Here is an 18,039-nt window from a genome sequence, read left to right as displayed (position 1 = left end):
GCGGTGGGTCCTGCCGACGACGCAGGGCCGGACACCGGCGAGCAGGTTGCGGGCCTGGACGGCGAGAGAAACTTCTTGGCGCCCCGGGATCAGCTCGGCCAGCAGTTATGTAGGCGGTTGACCGTATCGGTGCGGGTACGGCCGAGTTCGTCGCGGCGGTCGACCAAAGCCGCGGGGCGACGGTGTGGTCGTCCTCGACGACCCGGTTGAGATCTGCGGTGCGCAACGCGACTTGGGCGACGAGTGGGCGTCGGTGTCGTCAGCCTTGCGACCATGACCAGTGGAGAACTCCCGCGCCATAAAGCCCTCCTTCGTTCCGACCGTGTGAGGACGGGGAGGGCAACGCTTCTTCGAGTTGGACAAATTCCTCTTGAGCCACAACCGTCGCGGCGACCGTCGGGACGCACGCCATGAGTGAGCCACGCCCGGACCCGGGTGGGCAGCCGATGAGAGAGCGTCCCGACCGGTCACCTCGGCTGAGCCTGGCAGGCACCGGTCGTGGCACCAGTCAATTAGAAAGCCGCTGAGCGGGCGCTGTAGGTCACTTGGGTGTCGGCAGGTTATGGGAAGCTGGTGGTCTGTGTTGGCACCGTGGTCGAGTTTGGGGGTGTCGGGGTGTGATGGTCTGGTTGGTAACGGGGCTCTGGTGTCTGATTGGTTGAACTCGGCATGGTGAGGAGGGATAGTGGTTTCTCATGGAGCGAACGAGTGGCCACTCGTGTGCGGGTGTGGTGAGGAACTGGGCGAGTGGGAGTCCGGCACAGGTGATTCAGGCCGGGGTGATCCACGGTCCGATTTACCTGTGCGGTGGTGTGGAGCAGCCTCCGACGTGTGCCGAGCACGGTCGGGAGGGCTCGCGTTCGGCGGGTGCCGACGTCCGGCTCCGGGAGCATCTGGCTGTGGTGGATAGGCAGATTCGTTTGCTGTACGAGCCGCTTGTCTGCGTCATCGAGGATGGCGAGGCGGCGTGGGGGGAGTTCCGGTCTCTGGTTCGTCCGGGACGGGACTATCTGTTCTCCCTCCCACTTATTGCGGACGAAAGAAAACTCTGGAAAGAGTGGATGACGGCCGTATTCATGCCGGGCAACCGCAGGGCGTACGAGCTGATCGTCTCTCGGCCCATGCTCGTCGCCGACGATGAAGTCCCGGACGTTCTCGGCGACTTCTGTGCGCACGTCGCCCGCTACGAAGTCATTCTGGGCGGATGGGCACGTGGCGACGACCGCACGCTGCATGCATCGTCGCCCTATCCCAAACGGATCCGGGACTACGCCAACGCAAGGCTCGCCGAACTCCGAACCCAACGTCGCCACCTCACACTTGACCTGTCCGCTCACGCCCGCAGCTGATCGACGACCGCCTCGACTGGCAACAGGGCAACTGCAGCCATCACATGCCGACGAGCGATATGCGCTGGGTGGTGAACTCGTTCATCGGCGCGGCTGGAATTGGGTCACGAATATCAAAGGTCTCATTCAAATTCGATGCAGGAGTTCATGGCAGCGAAAAGGGGTCGCCCCACTTGATCGCATTCTCAATGAAGATGTACTAATCCGGCTGGCGTTCACCAGGGTAGGCATGCGCGCGGGGATCGTCGTGTCTAGACGTTCCTCAGCTCCTTCCTCGAAGTGGAGTTGGAGGGCGCTGGCCTTGGCGGCAGTCGAGCAGAAGGCGGTCGACATCCAGCGTGAGCCGCTACCGGCCGAGCTTGGAATGAGTGCCACTTCTAACAGGTCGCGAACCATGTCGCGGCAGAGCGTCTCACTCGATCGGGTGTTCGCTCAGAACAGGGTGGCGGGCTCGACCGGCTTCGGTTCGGGCAGTGCGGCGAGGTCGGGCACCAGCGCCCGCACGTCGTCGTGGAACTGGCGGGCGAGCGCAGGCGCGTCGTCGTTGTCGGGGGTGTGCAGGAAGATCGTCGGCGATCGGCCCTCCCGCAGCCATTCGGCGACCACCGCGGTCCATGGCCGCCACCCGTCGACCGTCTCCTCGAGCGAATCGCGGCCCAGGTAGCGGACGATGGGCTGGTCGGTCAGTGCCCGCGTGCGCCGCGGCAACTGCGGTTTCTTGGTCCAGGCGTCCCGCTCGGCTTCACTGGTCGGCGGGGTCTGGAAGAAGACTGTGGTGTCAAACGGCACCCACTCGGCATCCGCGTCGGCGAGGGCCTTTTCCAGCAGCGACGTCGAACTGGCGTCGGTGAAGAACCGGGGATGGCGCACTTCGACGGCGCGCCTGCGGTCGGCGGGGAGCCTGCGCAGGAAGCGGCCGAGGGCATCGACGTCCGGCGGGCCGAACGAGCCGGGCAACTGGGTCCACAGGACCGCCCGTTCGCCAAGCGGCTCGATCGCGTCCAGGAACGCCCGCATCTCGACCTCGACCCCGGCGAGCCGACGCTCGTGGGTGACGACCTTGGGCAGCTTGAGCACGAAGCGGAACCCGGGGTCGGTCTGCTCCGCCCATGTCGCAACGGTGGTCCGGGCGGGAGTCGCGTAGAAAGTGGTGTTGCCTTCCACCGCGTTGCACCAGCCCGCGTAGGCCCGCAAACGCTCCTTGGCAGGCAACGACTGCGGCAGGAACCGCCCAGACCACGCCTTGTGGGTCCACATCGCGCAGCCGACGTTGAGACGCGCCATTCCGTCAGCTCCCATCGAAACGTGAATGAGCAGCTTACTGGCCAGTTTTCGGCGGCACCGCGTCGGCCGGGTATCTGAACCTGCCGCGATTCGTCTGCTGTTCCCGTCATCACCGCTCGCCCGGTGAGTGGTCGCTGGTGGTCGCAACCGGGCCTCAGTTGGTCTCCCGCCGCGAATCCGGCGTCGACTCTGGCAGGGCCTTCAGCACCGTCCCCGGCACCACTTCCGGCGGTGTCTCATGCGGGGGCCAAGGCGCAGGCTCCGGCCATGCCGCGGGGGCCGGGCCGAAGGCGCGTCGGGCGGCTCGGACGGCGAGGGCGGCGACGGTGGCGTTGGCGCCGCCGCCGATGATTGCGCCGATGCCGAACGGGGCTACCCGGCCGAGCACGATGATCCCTTGCTTGGTGCCGTACTTGGTGATGAAGTTCTTGCCCAGGACTTTGTTGATCTGGTTCAGTGTCGCTGTGGGCACCTTGCTGACGAGCTGACGGCCCCAGTGCTGGCCGGTGCGCTCGGCGATCTTGCCGATGCTCGTGGAGCCGGATTGGCCGAGCAAGATTCCCATGACGAGCGTTCGGCGGCGTTCGATCTCGTCGAGGCGGACCCCGTGGACCTCGGCGACCGAGAGTACGAACAGGGTGCTCAGTTCGAGTGAGGAGAAGGCCTCGCCCGCCGAGAGCGCCAGCGCGATCCCGGTGCCGACGGCGGGCGCGGCCGCGGCGCCCCCGACCGCGGCCCCCGTACCCGCGAGGGTGCTGACGTACATCCGCTCCAGGGTGCGGATGATCTCCGCCGGTGTCGCTTCCGGGTTGCGCTGGCGGGCCCGGGCGATGTTCTTGCGAACCAGCGGTGTCTGCAGGCCGATGGCCTTGTCCAGCAGGTCGAGGACCGGCTGGCCCCGTCCGCTCGACGCCGGGACCGGTCCTTCGAGGGCGTCAGAGGCCACACCGAACTCCCTTGAGTCGTCACGTCTCTCGCCCAGTCTCGCACTTGAGCGGACTTGGCTCGACGCCGGACCGGCCCGGTCCATACGGTGAAGCGCCGATAGACGGTCGATCGCGGAAGGAGTCGGCGGACGCCCTTCGGATTTCGGTGAGGTTGCGCAGGTGACGTGAGGGGCGGTGTTGTCTCCAGGATGCCCACGGAACGCAGCACGCTGTAGGTGCGGGACGACTCAGCCGGTCTGGTCCGAAGATGTTGACTGGTCAGTCGCCGCGTCACCGCAGTGAGCGGTACAGCAGCCACAGGCCAGTGCGTACGGTGTCAAGACCTTGACACCGTACGCCTGCGGTCCGTCGACGGGGAAGACGGTTCGTTGGTGACGTGATCCGGGTCCGCGCGGGGTTTGGCGAACCGTTGGGTGCCCTTTGCCCGGAATGGAAATGGTGGGGGAGAACTGACCCATCAGCGAAAGGACCGGCCGTGAAGACCAAGACCAAGCCCGCCACCATGAAGAAGATCCAGGTCCGGAAGGCGGGCGCCGTGCGCCTGACCTCCGCGGCGTGCGAGTGCTACCACATCGAGGTCTGAGGTCCGCTCCCGTGCATGGGCGTTTCGGCGCCCATGCACGGCTCTAGCCCCGGAGGGGCCACGTGACCGACACTCTCGACCGGCCGCTCGCCTTCCATCCCCTGGTGTACCTGGAGGACGGCGACGAGGTGACCATCGGTCGCCCGGACACCGACTCCTACGCGGTGTTCCCCGCTGATGGCGCCGAGGTGGTGCGCAGGCTGGCCGCGGGCGAGTCCCCCAACAGCGTCGGGCGCTGGTACGAGGCCGAGTACGGCGAGAGCACCGACATGGACCACATCATCGGCGCGCTCGAGGAACTTGGGTTCACCCGAGCGCCCGATGAGCAGGCCGCGGTGGCCGAACCGGTCCGCTGGCAGCGGTTGGGCGCAGCACTGTTCTCCCCCGTGGCTTTCGCGGTGTACGTGGGCCTGTTCGGGTGGGGGGTCGTGGCCGCGGTGCGCGATCCCGCCCTGCTGCCCGACTACCGGAATCTGTTCTTCACCGACTACTTCACCATCATCGAGGCCGTCCTCATCCTCGCCGCGATCCCGCAACTGGTGCTGCACGAGGGATTCCACGCCTTGGCGGGCCGCAGGCTCGGGCTGCGGTCGCGGCTGCGGTTCGGCCGCAGGCTCTACTTCCTGGTCGTGGAGACCGCGCTCGACGGGCTGGTCGCGGTGCCCCGTCGCAAGCGCTACCTGCCCATCCTGGCCGGAATCCTGGCCGACGTGTTGGCCCTCGCCGTGTTGGTGCTGGTCGCCGACCTCACCCGCGACCCCGGTGGCGGGCTGTCGATGACCGGCCGGGTCTGCCTCGCCATCGCGTACGCCACGACGCTGCGCCTGGCCTGGCAGCTCTTCCTCTACCTGCGCACTGACCTGTACGTCCTCATCAGCACCGTGCTGGGTTGCGTGGACCTGCACCAGACGGCCAAGCGGACGCTGCGCAACCGCGTCAACCGGCTGTTGGGCCGGGACCACCGCCTGCTTGACGACACCGAGTGGCACCCGATCGACCGAAGGGTCGCCCGCTGGTACTCCTGGCTGATCGTCGGCGGGTACACCGCCAGCATCACCACCTTTGTGGTGGCCGTTGGCCCCGCCGCCTACCAGTTGTTCTCCGGCGCGATCGGCCGGTTCTTCGCCACCGGTTCGGTGCCCACGCGCGACCTGCTCGACTCCGTGGTCTTCCTCGTCGTCACGCTCGGCCCGCTGGCGGCCGCGGGCTGGCTCGCCGTGCGCGAGCGCAGGCGCCGCCGCGACCGGACGCAGCCCGTGCACGTCATCTCCTGAAGGGAAAACCCATGCCCGACCACCTGTGGCTGCCCGGCACCGCCCGACCACCTGCCTCGACGTACTCGCCGGTGCTCGCCTCGGTCGACGCCCACCGTCACCACCGCGGCCCTTACACGCTGGTGGGGACGCTGCTGCGGGAGATCGTCGCCGACGCCCTGGCGCGCTGTCCTGGCATCGGGGAGCGCGCCAACGTCACCATCCTCACCTGCGCGCCGGAGTTCGCAGGCGCGGTGCCCCCGATGGAAACCCCGCTCCAGCTGATGTCCAAGGCCGGCGAGCGCACCCGGTTCCAGGCCCGCCTGCACACCCTGCGAATCTCCCACGGCGTCGTGGACCTGTTGGGGGAGTACCTCGCCGCCCGTGCTCGCGGCCCGATGGCGCTGGTGGTGGCCAACGCGGACCTGGCTGATCCGACCGACCAGGAATTCCTCGCCGTCGCGCTGCGCCGTCTCGACCCGGCCGTTCTGCGGCTCGTGGTGGGCGCGGCCGGGCCGATCACCGATCCGCCCGGCCCGGTCGCCGCGTCGCTTCCCGATGCCTTGGCCGAGTACGCGACGCAGGTGGACGGCGTCGAGTCGGAAACGATAAATATGTCCTATGTGGACAGTAATGGCACCGTGGCCGACCCGGCCTACGACGCGCTGTCCTCAGAGGAGCGCGCCGCGCTGCACGACGCCCGCGCCGAGAAGCTGGCCGCGGTCGGCGAGTTCTCACTGTCCCTCGGCGCGATCCCGTTCCACCTGGAGCGCGGCTCCGACCCGGCCGCCGCGGCCGTCGCGCTGCGCCGGGCCCAGGTGCACTGCCGCAACCTCGGCATGTACCACGCCGCCGCCGACCTCGGCGCGCGCGGCCGAGCGTTGGTCGACCGGGCGGACAACCCGGACCTGTGGTGGGAATTCACCGGTGGCATGACCACCGCGCTGTCCTCTGCCGGACGCGCCGACGAGGCCGAGGCCGTCTACAACGAGGTGCGGGCCAGTTCCACCGACCCGGCCGTGCACATGAAGGTCGCCTATGGCATGGCGATGCTCTACGCCCGCCACCACGCCCCCGAACGCCATGACTACCAGGTCGCCAGGGGCTGGCTGAACCTGGCGATCGCGCTGGCGTCGCAGCTGGAAGACCCCAAGGAGCGCACCTACTTCACGGTCTTCAACGGCAACGGCCTCGCGCTCGTGGCCATCCGCCAAGGCCGCCCCGACGAGGCGATCGCGCTGCTCGACGAGGGGATGGAGCGGCTCGACCGCGATCTGGACCCCGGTGAGCGGGCGATGCACCGCGCGGGCCTGCGCTACAACCGCGCCCGGCTGCACACCATGCTCGGCAGGCTGGACGAGGCGCTGGTCGAGTACACCGCCGTGATGGCGATCGATGAGGGCTTCGCCGACCACCACTTCAACCGCGCGGCCATCCTGCTGCGGATGGGTCGCCCGGCTGAGGCGATCGCCGACTACGAGGCGGTCATTCGCCTCTCCCCGCCGTTCCCCGAGGTGTTCTACAACTGCGCGGACGCCCGCCTGGAACTCGGCGACCTCGACGGCGCACTGGCCAACCTGCGCCGGGTCATCGACCTCGATCCCGACCACGCCGACGCGCGGGCGAACCTGGCCGGGTTGCTGTGCGACCTCGACCTGCCGGACGAGGCGTGGGCGGAGGTCGAGGCCGGGCTGCGCATCGCCCCCGAGCACCCGCACCTGTTGTGCGCCAAGGCCCGCGTGCTCATCGAGCGCGACGACACCGGCGGCGCGCGGGCCGCGGTGAACGCCGCACTCACCGCCGACCCCGGTATGGCGCAGGCGTGGGCGCTGCTGGGTTCGCTGGACTACGAGTCCGGCGAGGTCGGCGCGGCCATCGAGCACCTGGACCGGGCCGCCGAGCTGGACGACTCGCCGCAGATCCGGTTCAACCGCGCGGTGGCGCACGAAAGCGCGGGCGACCTCGACCAGGCGATCGCCGACTACGAGGCGGTCCTCGCCGCCGTCGAGGACGACGACGCCCGCGCCCGGCTGGACTCCTGCAGGCAGGCGCTGGCCCGATGACCGTCGACCAAGCCCCCACCCAGGTCGCGGTCTTCACCGACGCGATGGCCCGCCTGGCCGCGGGCCTCGCCGTCGTCACCACGGCCGACGCGGGTGGCGCGCCCCGGGGCCTGCTGGTGTCCTCGCTGTGCTCCTACAGCGCGGACCCGCCGTCGGTGCTGTTCACCGTCGGCCGGGCGGCCGGGTCCTACCGCGCGCTGACCGGCGGCGGCGAGTTCGGCGTGCACCTCCTGGCCGCCGGGCAGGCTCCGCTGGCCACCCGGTTCGCCCGCAGCGGCGGCGACAAGTTCGCCGGGGTGCGGTGGGGATGGGACGGCCGCGTGCCCCGGCTTGCCGACGCGGCCGTCTACCTGCGGTGCGCCGCCGAGCGGGTTTTCCCGCACGGCGACCACGCCGTGGTGATCGGCGCCGTGGTCGCCATCGCGGCGTCAGCAGAGGACGGGCCCCTGGTGTATTACGGCAGGCGGTACGACTGGCGGCTGGCGGCCCCGGTCTGACCGCACGAGTGCACCGGGTCGATGGCCGACTCGCCACGCAGGATGGCCTGGTGGGTGGCGCGCAGGTCGGGGCAGGGCTCGATGCCCGCCTCGGCCACCATCGCCGCGCGCAGCCGGTTGTAGGCCCGCAGGGCGTCGGCCGTCCTGCCCACTTTGGACAGCGCGATCATGTACTGCTGGTGCAGGTCCTCGCGCATCGGGTGCCGGTCGCACAGCTCCGCCAGCTCGCCGACGGCCTGCCGCGCGGCGCCCTGGCACAGGTCCACGCCGATGCTCTGCTGGTGCACCGCCAACCGCTCCTCCTCCAGGTGCACCGCGTAGTTCGCCAGCGTTCCGGCCGTGGCGATGTCGGCCATCGCCAAGCCCTGCCACTGACGCAGGGCGGCGGCGAATTGGACGCCCGCGTCGGCGCACCGGCCCGCCGCCAGCTCCCGCAGGCCCGCGCGGGCCAGCCTCCGGAAGACGGCCAGGTCGAGCTGGTCGGGGCCCAGCCGGATGGAATAGCCGCGGGTCTCGGTGCGCAGCACCGGGTGCCGATGCCCGCCGCCCCCGATGTGCCGCCGTATCCCGCAGACGTGCATCTGCAGCGCGGCCGAGGCCGAGCGCGGCGGCTGGTCCGCCCACAGCAGGTCGATGATCGTGTCGGTGGACAGCACCTGGTTGTGGTGCAGCAGGAGGATCGCCAGGAGCGCGCGCTGTTTGGGGGGCCGGGGAGAGCAGGGCACACCACCGCGGAGGACTTCCACCGGTCCGAGGACGCGGAACCGCAGTAATTCGATTGGAATCACCGATGTCAAGGGATCGCCATTCCTGTTGTTGGAACTACTCCCACCGCGAACGTACGTACCGGGAAGTCAGGACGGTAGCGACTGATCGAGTGAATCGAAGGTGATTGCGCTAAATGGTCTCGTGATGATCGGTAAGTGGTTGACAATTGTGCCTGCGCTGTTCGACCGGCATTGTTCCGGTTTAATACCGGCCGGTCGGAGGCGGTCTGCGACTGTCTGGGCGAATCCACGACTTCTTGTGGAGATGTGGTCGCTGCGTATTTCGGAATTGTTGGTGTCGCGTTGGGCTCGCTGCGCTCAAGGGGTCGGGAGGATCTTTTTGACGACGAAGTCGCCGCTCGGCCCGACCTCGATGACGGGCAGCCTGCGACCCACGGCGTTGCCGGTCGTCGCGTCGAGCCTGAAGGTGCCGCCCGCACCGCGCACAGCGTTGCGCACGCGGTCCGAGCGCTCCAGTTCGGCGCGAACTGCTTGGCGTGTCGGGAGTTCTCCCGGCCTCAGCCCGTTCGCCGTGCGGGGTGTAGGGGATCACCAGGTGCGGCTGGTCGCCCCTCGGGGCCAGGTCGGGCCTGGTGCGCAGCATCGAGGCGTCGGAGCCGGTCACCAGGGTGATCCGCTGATCCAGCGCGCATCCCTGCCGCAGGTTGCTGATCAGGTCGTCCAGCAGCACCTCACAGGGAGAATGTGGGTGTGGAAGCCTTGCTGGACAAGGGGTAGACCGCAACGAGTGACGCCGAGTTGTACCAGAGGTGTTTCGTGCGAAGGTGTTCTGTTGGTCATGCCGCGCGGTCGGTTGCGACGCGCAGCAGGTGGGGGGACAAGGCGTTGGCGATGAGGGCGTAGCCGCTGGGGGAGGGGTGGAAGCGGTCGGCGGAGAACAGGCTGGGGTCGCGGCGGAAGCTGTCGAACAGCTCGGCCCCGACGGCGGTGACGAATCCGCCCGCGCTGATCACGGCGTCGGCTTGGGCGCGGGCGTAGCCGGTGCTGACGAGGCGGACGAAGTCCCGGTAGGGGCCCGGGACGGCTGAGACGATGCTGAGGTCGGGGGCGGTGACGACGAGGACGGCGGCGCCGAGGCCGGTGAGGTCGGCGACGGCCGCGCCGAGCTGGCGGACGCCGGTCTCCGGCGGGGTGAAGGAGATCAGGTCGTTCGCGCCGATCACGAGCATCGCCACGTCGACCCGCCCTGCCGATGCGGCGCGCACCTGCGGGGCCAGGTCGGTGGACCGGGCGCCGGGGACGGCGTGGACGTGCAGGTCGACCGCGTGGCCCGCGGCGCGCAGGGTCGCCGCCAGGCGGTGCCCGAGCGTCTGGCTCGGGCTCGTGCAGCCGACCCCGGCGGCGAGTGAGTCGCCGAGGACGTGGAAGCGGAGTGTGCTCATCACCCCGTTCAACGTCGCGGAGGCCCGGAAAACTCCCGGACGACCTGGCCGTGGCGCTGAGCCCGGATCGAGTCCGAGCGTGCCCGATGACCCCGTCGACCCGGTCGCCGACAGCCCGCCGCATGGGCGTCCTGGTCGACAAGCCTGGGAACTACCTCTGCTTCACCGAAGTCGTACCCGGGTTGGCCTGCCGTTCCCGGCTAATGGCGGTGGGCGGGCAGGCCAGGTGCGGCCTGCCCGCCCACGGATCGGGCTTAGCGGAGGTAGATGTTCGGCTGGGGCGGGGTGCTCATGCCGCCGCCGAGGAAGAAGCTCGGGTGCGGCGGCTGGTTGTAGGCGGTGTTCTGCCACGCGATGGCCACGCGGTACTGGGCGTCGTGCATGAGGGTGTGGATTCGCAGGCCGGTCTGCGTCGTCGTGGCATAAACGCGCAGCGCGGCGTTGTCGTCGCGGGGCAGGATGACTTCCTCGCGCCAGTCGCCGAACAGGTCGCCGGAGAGCGAGGGGGTCGACTTGGTGCCGTTGACGGAGTGCGCCCCGGAGCCGGTGAGCAGGCGGGTGTCACCGCCGGTGCCGTACTTGTCGACGTGGTTGCCGTCCAGCAGTTCCCGCACCGGGTCGGCGTCCCACCAGGCGAGGAAGTTCGCGCTGCCCGGTGAGCGCCCGACGTTGCCGCCGGAGCCGTTGAACAGGCTGGTCAGCCCGGTGCCCCTGCCCCAGAACTCGGCACCGGGGTTCCCCGCGTAAACGTCGCCTGCCGCGCCGCGAGCGGGGCCTTCGCAGTTGCAGGTGTTGTTCTTCTGCATGATGGTGGCGCCGCTGTTGGCGTCGCGCAGGGTCGCGGCGGCGCCGGAGCTCTGCTCGTGGATCTGCCAGATCTCCTGGCCGGGGCGGCTGGGGATGAAGTCGCCCACGTGCAGGGCGTCGCCGTGGGCGCGGAAGCTGGTGGTGTAGCGGCCGGTGCCGTTGGCGTTGATGGTCATGCCGCCGTAGATGACCTCGTCGGTGCCGTTGCGGTCGACGTCGGCGATGGACAGGGAGTGGGTGCCGCGGCCGGTCCACTGGCTGCCCGCGGAGCCGGAGTCGAACTTCCAGCGGCGGGTGAGCTGCCCGTTGCGGAAGTCCCACGCCGCGATGGCGCTCTTCTCGTAGTAGCCGCGGCCCATGATGATGCTGGGGCGCTGCCCGTCCAGGTAGGCGGTGCCCGCCAGGAACCGGTCGCCCCGGTTGCCGTTGCAGTCACCCCAGTCGCAGATGTTGCCGCGGGCGGGGTCGAAGGGCACCGTGGACATGACGGCGCCGGTGAGCCCGTTGAACACCGTCAGGTACTCGGGTCCGGTGATGATGTAACCGGAGGAGTTGCGGTGGTCGGCGCCTGCGTTGCCGATCACCTGACCCGTGCCGGACACCGTGCCGTCGCCGGTCTTGACCGCGAGCTCGGCCCGGCCGTCACCGTCGTAGTCGTACACCTGGAACTGGGTGTAGTGCGCGCCCGCGCGGATGTTGCGGCCCAGGTTGACGCGCCACAGCCGCTGCCCGTTGAGCTTGTAGGCGTCAATGTAGACGTTGCTGGTGTTGCCCGACTGGGAGTTGTCCTTCTGGTCGTTGGGGTCCCACTTGAGGAAGATCTCGTACTGGCCGTCACCGTCGGCGTCGCCGACGCTCGCGTCACCGGCCGTGTAGGTGCTCCCAGGCCGGGAAATCGGCACGTCCAGGTAGTTGCCGCCGCTGAAGCGCAGGGACGGCTCGGACGGCGCCTGCTCCACCCCGGCCACGACCGCGCGGACCGTGTACGAGGCGTCACCCGGCGCCCCGGCGTCCTGGAAGTTGGTGGAGTTGGTGATCGGGGAGGAGTTCAGCCTCGTCGCGCCTCGGTAGACGTTGAACCCGGTCGAGGCGGGCTCGTTCCCGAACAGCCGCCACGAGACCAGGTTGCCGGTCCCGGAGCGCACGCTGACCAGACCCCGGTCGAGGTCCTCCATCTGCTTGCCGGAAGGCGGGTTGTCCGTGGCGTCGGTCTCGAGGTAGTCGACGTTCGCCAGGCCCTCCGCGGTGGTCGGGCTCAACCGGATCGTGTTCGTGCCTGCGTTCAGCGGGACGGTGAGCGTCTTCGTGGCCCACGTGGTCCAAGCGCCGGTCGGGTCGAACGCGGTGCCCGAGTGGGCGGCCGCCCCGTTGACCAGCACGTCCGCGGGGCGGTTGGCGGTCCCGCCGTTGGCGTACCGGACGCCGATGGTCGTGGAGCCCGCCGTGGTCGCCGTGACGGTGAACTGCGCTGCCGCCCCGACCGCGTTCTCCGCGTTGCAGAACCCGCTGCCGGAGTAGCCCGCGTGGTTGGACTCGATGGCACCGGCGCAGGTGGCGGGGGAGTTTTCGGCCTCGTGGCGGACCGGAGCCGCCGAAGCCCCGGTGATGACGACACCGCTCCCGACGATGGTCAAGGCGACGCCGGCAGCGAGCAGCGCGGGGCGCCGTCTGTTTATGGGCATGACGAACCTCCAACAGATAGTTCGGATGACACCGGCGAGACCGGTGACGGTGTGGGCGGAGTACTCGGGCGGGTACTGGGCCGAGCACTGGGCCGAGTACTGGGGCCGACCAGCGGAGCGCTACGAGACGGCGCGGTCACCGTGCCGCTGCGGCATTGCCTGCCGAGCTGATGGTCCCCGCGTCGAAGGCTCGTCGGGGGGATGGCCCACACTTCTCTGAACAAAGTTGGTGAGCACCGTTGCTCCTTCGTCGCAGATCCTGGGAGCGCTCCCAGCATGGCTAGGGACATCCCGCCATACGACTGCGGGATGGCACCACGTCGGATGTGAAACGTTTCAATTAATCCGACGACTGCTGGGAAGCGCTTTCTGAACCGTACGAACGTCGTCGTCCGGTGTCAACAGCCTCAGCGAAAAGTCCCGGATCGACCTAACCCAGGGCCGGGTGGGCTCCCCGTCGCCTGAGTACAGGTTCGGACGGGAGCCCATGACCGGCAGGGCGGTCGCCTGACGTCCTTATTGGGCAAGTGACGTTGCTGTGGAGCACCCCGGTGGGTGCTCCACAGCAGACGGTCAGACGCCGAGTTCCGCGGCGGCCATCTCGGTGCCGCGGACGCGGGCGGAGATCTTGGCGAAGGCGGTGTCGCGGGAGGTCGACATGTCGTCGGCGAACGGGGAGAAGCCGCAGTCGTCGCAGGTGCCGAGCCGGTCGATGGGGAGGTGCCGGGCGGCGGTGAGGACGCGGTCGCGGACCTGCTCCGGGGTTTCGACCGCCGGGTCGATCGGGTCGGTGACGCCGATGAAGACCCGGGCGTCGGCGGGCAGGTGGTGCGCGACGATGGCCAGCACGCGCTGCGGGTCGGGTTCGCTGGCCAGCTGCAGGTAGAACGCCCCCGCGCGCAGCGTGAACAGCTTCGGCAGCAACTCGGCGTAGTCGATGTCCAGGCTGTGCACCGAGTCCTGGTCGCCACCCGGGCAGGTGTGGACGCCGATGCGGGCGCGCTCGGCGTCGGTGAAGCGCTCGAGGACGAGGTTGTTCAACGCGATGAAGTCCGACAGGACGCCGCCGCTGGGGTCGAGCTTGAGCGAGAGCCTGCCCTCGGTGAAGTCCAGTTGCACGGAGTGCGCGCCCGCGTCCAGGCACTGCCGGATGTCCTTCTCCGCCTCGTCGGCGAGGTCGGCGAGGAACTGCTCGCGCGGATAGCCCTCGATCCCGTCGGCCGGGTAGAGCAGGCTCAGCGCAGACGGCGCGATCACCGCTTGCTTGACCGGCAGGTCGGTCAAGGACCGCACCCGCTTGTAATGGGACACCGCGTAGGCGCCGTAGCGGAACGGGCCCGCGGTCAGCTTCGGCAGCTGCCGGGTGTGGCCGTCGGCGAACGGGATCACCGCGCCGTCGGGGGCGAGGTTGGTCAGGCCGTGCAGTGGGTAGGTGGCGAAACTGGACTTGCCCTGCTCGCCGTCGGTGACGACGGGTGAGCCGGTGGCGGCGAACTCCGCGATGGTCTCGGTCAGCGCCTTCGCGACCAGCGTGTCGTCGGCCAGGTTGGCGAGCAGGTACCCGGGACGCGGGATGCTGCCGATCGGCTCGGTGGGAATGGGCATGTGGTGTCCTCTCCGTTGATCCTCCGCCCGGAACCTAGCCAGTCCCGGCCTCGCCCGGTGACCGCCGAGAAGGTGATCGGAGCAGTTCGTCCGGCAACCGGCCCTGCGTCTCCTTCCCCGCAGCGCGGTGTTCGGCGATTCCGGCCATTCATTTGCATCGATGTCGAGAACAGGTCGAGCACGGCGGAGCCCGTCCCGACATCCAGCTCGGCCGCGGTGATGTGCCGGTGGCGAAACCGCGTTCCTCCGGCGGCGACGCACTCTCTGGGCATGGGCTGAAAGGGCTTCAGGCCATGGGCTGAAGGGCGGACACTCGATTGTCGCCTTCTTCTGCGGGCTTCTGCGCTGTTATCGTGTCAATCATGCAACCGCCCGCGCTCGCGGGCGATTTCTTACTCTGGCAAAGAGGAAACTCGTGAGAACAATGCGAAGACGCTTCTCGGGCTCCCGGTTCGCCACGGTGGTCACCGCTGGGTTGGCAGCTGTCGGGGTCATGGTGTTCGGCCCGGCCGCGCAGGCCGAGGTGCTCGATCGGGCGGCGCCCGGCTTGGCCAAGGAGACGACCGGGGCGTCGGTCCAGGCGTCGAGCGTCGTGACCAGGGGGGTCTGGTCATGCACCCTGACCGCGAGCAACCCGTTCCGCTACTGGGGTGGGTCAGGTGGCGGTGAACAGGGCATCGGCAGTGTGAACTGCAGTCACGTCATGCAGGAGATGGATCTCGCCGTCGGCTTGTACCGCAACGGTTCGCTGGTTGCTGTCGGTGAGAACTACAAGGTCTCGGCGGCCTTCATCAACGCGATCGCCACGACTTCGCCGCACATCTCGGCGACCTACTACACCGGTGCCGTGGCCGCCGTCCGGTGGCCGGACGGCACGGTCACGCAGATTCCCCAGGTCAACAGCATTTCGCTATCCCTTTAGCGATAAGCGAAGTGGTGGAACGGTTTCCCGACTGGTACCTGGCGTGAGCGCGAACGCCGAGGCGGGAGGCGGCTAGTTCGTCGTCAACTGGCCGCCTCCCGCCACCGACGGATCGTCAAGGATCGACGAACTCCGCACCCTTCCATGACCAGGGCCCTCTCATGGATGGGTTGTCAGCCGCAGGTGGGGGTGGGGATGGCCGTGGACATGTCTTTCCTGATCGCGGATTCAGACTATTACGAGCAGTGGGACACCATTGATCCTGGTGCGCGCTATCATCCCGCGCAGGTGCCTGATGGGTGGACGCGGTTGCACGACGGCGCGTGGACGCATTGGGGGCCACCCGGCCTGGTTCTTCCGGACCAGGGCTGGAAAGTGCACGTGTCCAGCTCCCTGCGCAACGCGCGGTCCGTGTTGGCGGTCGTGTCCTTGGCGTGCGCCGAACTCGGGGTGCCGTTCAAGCACCTCGCGGGCGAGCGCATCTTCCTCATCGCGCACGACAAGCACGCCGCCAGGCCGCAGAGCGGCAAGTTCTGCACCCTGTACCCGCCCACCGAGGGGTGCGCGCTGCTGCTGATGAGGCGCCTGTCGTCGGACCTGGCCGGGATCGATGGGCCGTTCGTGCTCACCGACCGGCGGTTCGGCGACAGCACGTGCGTGTCGTACCGCTATGGCGCGTTCCGCGGCCGCAGTAGGGTTGACGCGGACGGCAACCACGTGCCGACCATGACCGGCCCGGACGGACAGGTCACCGACGACGAGCGCGGGCCCGTGTTCCACCTGCCGCACGGCGTGTCCGATCCGTTCCGCACGACCACCCCCGCGCGCGCCGCCGGACCGGTCACGATGCACGGCTACACGTTCGATTCCGTGCTGCGGCACAGCAACGCCGGTGGCGCCTACCGGTTCCGCGACGGCGACGGCGCCGCGGTGTTCGTCAAGGAAGCGAGAGCGCACAACGGGTACACCGCGGACGGCCTTGACGCGAAGACCCGGTTGGCCGAGGAATACCTGGTGTTGCGAGAGATCCACGCCCGCGCGCCGGGCGTGTGCCCCCGGCCGGTGGAGCTGTTCCACCACTGGGAGCACAGCTACCTCGTCTCCGAGTTCATCCCGGGCGGGTCGCTGTACCGGTGGATGGTGACGAACAACCCCGCGGTGCTCGATCACACGGACGCGCCTGCGTACGCCGGGTATCACCAACGCTGCCTCGCACTCCTCGATCAGCTCGACGCGCACCTGCGCGCGCTGCACGACCTGGGTTTCGTGTTCATCGATCTCAGCCCCACCAACGTCCTCGTCGACGACGAGGACCGTGTCCGGCTGGTCGACTTCGAGGCCGTGCAGCCCGCAGGCGGCGTGCGGCGGTACATGGGCACGCCCGGCTACCTGCACCCGGACCCGCGGGCACTGGCCGAGCGCGATCCGAGGGAACTCGACTGGTACGGGCTGTCGGCGCTGGCGCTGCTCCTGTTGTTCCCGCTGCACGAAGTGGCCGAACGCGACCCGGCCGTGCTCGACCACCTGCGCGCGGACCTGGCCGAGATCGCTCCCGTCGAGCCGCGGTTGTGGCGGTGGGCCACGCACTGCCGCGAACGCGCCAACGACACCCGCCTGCCCACCCCGCCCGCCGTCCGGGCAGACCCGATCGCCGCGCTGCGCGACCTCGCCGAGCGAACCGCCGACGCCATCGAGGAGATGGCACAGCCGGACCACCCGGCACGGGTCTACCCGACCATCCCGCTCGGGCACCAGACGAATACCCGCGCGCTGGCCGCGGGCACCGCGGGCGTGCTGCACGCGTTGCGCCGCGCGGGCCGCGCGGGCGACCCGGCGGTCGTCCGCGGGCTGCGGGACGAATCGTTGGCGTCAGCCGAGACCACCGCGCCCGGCCTGCTTCACGGCAGTGCGGGCATCGCGGGCGTGCTGGCCGAACTCGGTGAGAAGGACGCGGCGGAGAGGCTGCTCACCGCGGCAGCCGCACACCGTCTCAACCACACCTCCAGCACCTTGGGCGGCGGCGCGGCAGGCACCGCGCTCGGCTTGCTGGCCCACCACCGGCGCACAGGCGAGCAGCGCTGGCTGGACCTGGCCTCGGGTCTGCTTGAGCGCGTGCCGGACGGTGATGAGCTCACCGCCCACCTGGGCACGTCCACCCGCTCCGGACTGGTGAGCGGGCGGGCGGGCGTGGCGCTCGCGCTGTACCGCTTGCACCGCGCCACTGGGGACGATCGGCTGTTCACCCGCGGCATGCGGCTGCTGGGCGAGGAACTCGCCTACGCCGTGCCCCTGCCGGGCGGCGGCGTGGGCTTCCGCGTCGCCCGCGGCGACCGGCGCGTCTACCCCTACCTGTTCGCGGGCAGCGCGGGTTACGCCTGGGTCCTCTCCCGCTTCCTCGCGCACCGGCCGGGCGCGGAGTTCGGCGTGCCCGTCGACGTCGACCTCACCGCCGACGAGGTGCTGTCGCGGTGCCTGACCGCGTGCACGGCCCGCTTCACCGTGTTCCCCGGCCTGTTCCCCGGGTTGGCAGGTCTCGTGACGACGCTCGCCGACGCGGGCAAGCGGCTCGACCGGCCCGACCTCCTCGACGCCGCGCTGAGCAGCGCTCGCGGCCTGTTCAGGTACGCGGTGCCGCACGGGAACGGAGCGGGCTGGCTCGGCGAGCCGGGTCAGCGGATCTCCACCGACCTGTGGTCGGGCGGAGCCGGTGTCCTGCTCGCCCTGCGGCTCCTGCTCGACTCCCTCCAGACCCCCTCGACACCACGTCGAGGGGACAACACCGGATGAAAGGAGTGATCAGCATGGAGGAAGTTCTGTCCTTGCAAGCTGAGGTGGCGCCGGAGGACGACCTCATGGCCTGCAACGTGCTCACCATGA

At 69.4% G+C, this 18,039-nt stretch carries 13 protein-coding genes; 6 read left to right on the top strand and 7 right to left on the bottom strand.

All coding sequences use genetic code 11. The annotated features are described in order from the left end of the window. The first annotated feature begins 764 nt into the window (after positions 1-764). Positions 765-1,349 carry a hypothetical protein gene (locus ACTG9Q_RS13130; protein ID WP_455573005.1) on the top strand — a complete coding sequence of 195 codons (585 nt, stop codon included), beginning with the start codon at positions 765-767 and terminating at the stop codon, positions 1,347-1,349. A gap of 432 nt (positions 1,350-1,781) precedes the next feature. Here ACTG9Q_RS13130 and ACTG9Q_RS13125 read toward each other — a convergent pair whose 3' ends face one another. Beyond that, positions 1,782-2,606: a DUF72 domain-containing protein gene (locus ACTG9Q_RS13125; RefSeq protein WP_455573084.1), complete on the bottom strand. Its 825-nt coding sequence runs from the start codon at positions 2,604-2,606 to the stop codon at positions 1,782-1,784. A gap of 181 nt (positions 2,607-2,787) precedes the next feature. Further along, entirely contained in the window at positions 2,788-3,579 is a 792-nt protein-coding gene (locus ACTG9Q_RS13120; RefSeq protein ID WP_455573004.1) for a hypothetical protein, read from the bottom strand. 646 nt (positions 3,580-4,225) lie between these two features. Between ACTG9Q_RS13120 and ACTG9Q_RS13115 the strand changes: the two genes are divergently transcribed. Genes ACTG9Q_RS13115 through ACTG9Q_RS13105 form a run of 3 tightly spaced genes read left to right on the top strand, consistent with a single transcriptional unit; the run spans position 4,226 to position 7,976 of the window. Then, a complete protein-coding gene (locus tag ACTG9Q_RS13115) occupies positions 4,226-5,437 on the top strand; it encodes a hypothetical protein (RefSeq protein ID WP_455573003.1) in 1,212 nt (403 codons plus the stop codon). A gap of 11 nt (positions 5,438-5,448) precedes the next feature. Further along, on the top strand, positions 5,449-7,479 hold the full coding sequence (locus ACTG9Q_RS13110) for a tetratricopeptide repeat protein (protein ID WP_455573002.1): 2,031 nt from the start codon (positions 5,449-5,451) through the stop codon (positions 7,477-7,479). Beyond that, positions 7,476-7,976: a flavin reductase family protein gene (locus ACTG9Q_RS13105; RefSeq protein WP_455573001.1), complete on the top strand. Its 501-nt coding sequence runs from the start codon at positions 7,476-7,478 to the stop codon at positions 7,974-7,976. The genes ACTG9Q_RS13110 and ACTG9Q_RS13105 overlap by 4 nt, the downstream gene beginning before the upstream one ends. Here ACTG9Q_RS13105 and ACTG9Q_RS13100 read toward each other — a convergent pair. The 5 genes from ACTG9Q_RS13100 to ACTG9Q_RS13080 form a co-directional block, all read right to left on the bottom strand. Further along, entirely contained in the window at positions 7,934-8,722 is a 789-nt protein-coding gene (locus tag ACTG9Q_RS13100; RefSeq protein WP_455573000.1) for an AfsR/SARP family transcriptional regulator, read from the bottom strand. The two genes, ACTG9Q_RS13105 and ACTG9Q_RS13100, sit on opposite strands and share 43 nt — an antisense overlap. Positions 8,723-9,061: 339 nt before the next feature. Further along, on the bottom strand, positions 9,062-9,202 hold the full coding sequence (locus ACTG9Q_RS13095; RefSeq protein WP_455572999.1) for a hypothetical protein: 141 nt from the start codon (positions 9,200-9,202) through the stop codon (positions 9,062-9,064). Positions 9,203-9,540: 338 nt separating this feature from the next. Then, complete coding sequence (locus tag ACTG9Q_RS13090) at positions 9,541-10,146, bottom strand: SGNH/GDSL hydrolase family protein (RefSeq protein WP_455572998.1); 606 nt, start codon at positions 10,144-10,146, stop codon at positions 9,541-9,543. A gap of 254 nt (positions 10,147-10,400) precedes the next feature. Next, positions 10,401-12,635 carry a rhamnogalacturonan lyase family protein gene (locus ACTG9Q_RS13085; protein ID WP_455572997.1) on the bottom strand — a complete coding sequence of 745 codons (2,235 nt, stop codon included), beginning with the start codon at positions 12,633-12,635 and terminating at the stop codon, positions 10,401-10,403. A gap of 573 nt (positions 12,636-13,208) precedes the next feature. After that, entirely contained in the window at positions 13,209-14,240 is a 1,032-nt protein-coding gene (locus ACTG9Q_RS13080; protein WP_455572996.1) for a 5-methyltetrahydropteroyltriglutamate--homocysteine methyltransferase, read from the bottom strand. A 424-nt stretch (positions 14,241-14,664) separates the two neighbouring features. On the opposite strand from ACTG9Q_RS13080, the gene ACTG9Q_RS13075 reads away from it, so the two are divergent. Together ACTG9Q_RS13075 and lanKC are read left to right on the top strand one after the other, a co-directional pair. Continuing rightward, complete coding sequence (locus tag ACTG9Q_RS13075; protein WP_455572995.1) at positions 14,665-15,162, top strand: hypothetical protein; 498 nt, start codon at positions 14,665-14,667, stop codon at positions 15,160-15,162. A gap of 144 nt (positions 15,163-15,306) precedes the next feature. Next, the gene (gene lanKC, locus ACTG9Q_RS13070; protein WP_455572994.1) at positions 15,307-17,949 is read left to right on the top strand and encodes a class III lanthionine synthetase LanKC; all 2,643 of its coding nucleotides are present in this window, start codon (positions 15,307-15,309) and stop codon (positions 17,947-17,949) included. The last annotated feature ends 90 nt before the right edge of the window (positions 17,950-18,039 follow it).

This window comes from Actinokineospora lacus, assembly GCF_053813445.1.
Note: the sequence above shows the minus strand (reverse complement) of the source record. Positions and strands in the feature narration are given on the sequence as shown.